This window comes from Microbacterium sp. B24, from assembly GCF_000333415.1.
GTDB lineage: Bacteria > Actinomycetota > Actinomycetes > Actinomycetales > Microbacteriaceae > Microbacterium.
The window spans coordinates 1-1,515 of the sequence record NZ_BADB01000400.1 but is presented as its reverse complement, the minus strand read 5'-3'; the positions used below and the strand labels follow the sequence as shown (position 1 = coordinate 1,515).

Below are 1,515 nucleotides of genomic sequence, written 5' to 3'. Positions count from 1 at the left end.
CCGTCACGTTCGACCGCAACCCCTTGAGCCTGCTGCGGCCCGAGCTGTGCCCGCAGCCGGTGTGCAGTCTGCGNCAGAAGCTCGATCTGCTCGCCGCCGCGGGGGTCGATGCGACCCTGGTGCTCCGCTTCGACGAGGCGCTGGCCACCCTCGAACCGCGCGCGTTCGTCGAGCATGTCCTCGTCGGCCTGGGCGTCGTCATCGTGATGGTCGGCGACGACTTCCGCTTCGGCAACGGCGGAGCGGGCGATCCCGACACCCTGGTGCGTCTCGGCGCGGAGTACGGCTTCCAGGTCGACGTCGTCGGGGACGTTCACGGCGGAGGCCGCCGCGTGTCGTCGACCTGGGTACGGGACCTGCTCGCGGCGGGCGACGTCGAAGGCGCCGCGCGTCTGCTGGGACGCCCGCATGCGGTGCAGGGCGAGGTCGTCCACGGCCTCAAACGCGGTCGCGAGCTCGGCTACCCGACGGCGAATCTGTCAGCCGATGCGGAGGGCTTCATTCCGGCAGACGGGGTCTACGCCGGGTGGCTCGTCGACCTCGGCACCGATGGTGCGACGGTGACGACCCGCTACCCGGCGGCCATCTCGGTGGGGACCAATCCGACGTTCGATGATGTTCCGACACGCCAGGTCGAGGCGTACGTGCTCGACGAGACCGGGCTCGACCTCTACGGGCATCGGGTGCAGATCCGGTTCACGAACCGCATCCGCGGCATGGTCGCCTTCGAGGGGATCGAAGCGCTCATCGCCCAGATGGACGACGACATCACGCGGGTGCGCGCCGCCCTCGGCTGAGCCGCGCGCACCCGGGCGGGGTCAGTACGACGAGGTGTCCACGGCGCCCGACGCCTGCTCGCCGGCATCCACACGGCGCGCCTCGCCGAGGATGACAGCGCTGCCGCTCGTTCCGAGCCGTGTCGCCCCGGCGGCGAGCATCGCGAGCGCGTCGGCGTAGCTGCGCACCCCACCCGATGCCTTCACCTGCACGTCCGGGCCGACACTGGCGCGCATGAGCTCGACGTGGGGGACCGTCGCCCCACCGCCGGCGAAGCCCGTGGACGTCTTGACGAAGTCCGCGCCACCGGCCTCGGTCAGGCGGCTGCCGCGGGCGATCTGCTCGTCGTCCAGCAGCGAGGTCTCGAGGATCACCTTCGTCACCTTGCCGGCCGCGGCCGCGACCACCGCCTGGATGTCGGCGACGACGGCGTCGTCGAAGCCCGAACGCAGAGCACCGATGTTGATCACCATGTCGAACTCGACGGCGCCGTCGGCGAGGGCCTGGCGAACCTCAGCCACCTTCGCGGCAGTGGAGGTCGTGCCGTGCGGGAAGCCGATGACGGTGCCGACGTTGACGCCGGTGCCCGTCAGCCGCTGCACGGCGTGCGCGATGTCGCTCGGGCGCACGCACACGCTGAACACGCGCCATTCGGCGGCGATGTCGAGTTCCGCGTCGACGTCCGCGCGGGTCAGTTCAGGCTTCAGGAGACTCTAGAGGATCCCCGGGACCGAGCTC

The 1,515-nt window shown here is 70.9% G+C and carries 2 protein-coding genes; one reads left to right on the top strand and one right to left on the bottom strand.

Going from position 1 to position 1,515, the window contains the following annotated elements; genetic code table 11:
* Nucleotides 1–797, top strand: a 797-nt coding sequence (gene ribF / locus I5I_RS11910) for a bifunctional riboflavin kinase/FMN adenylyltransferase (protein WP_036319780.1), incomplete at its 5' end; no start/stop codon positions are given.
* 21 nt (nucleotides 798–818) lie between these two features.
* Here the strand turns inward: ribF and deoC are convergent.
* A complete protein-coding gene (gene deoC / locus I5I_RS11905; RefSeq protein WP_051039607.1) occupies nucleotides 819–1,484 on the bottom strand; it encodes a deoxyribose-phosphate aldolase in 666 nt (221 codons plus the stop codon).
* Nucleotides 1,485–1,515: the final 31 nt, after the last annotated feature.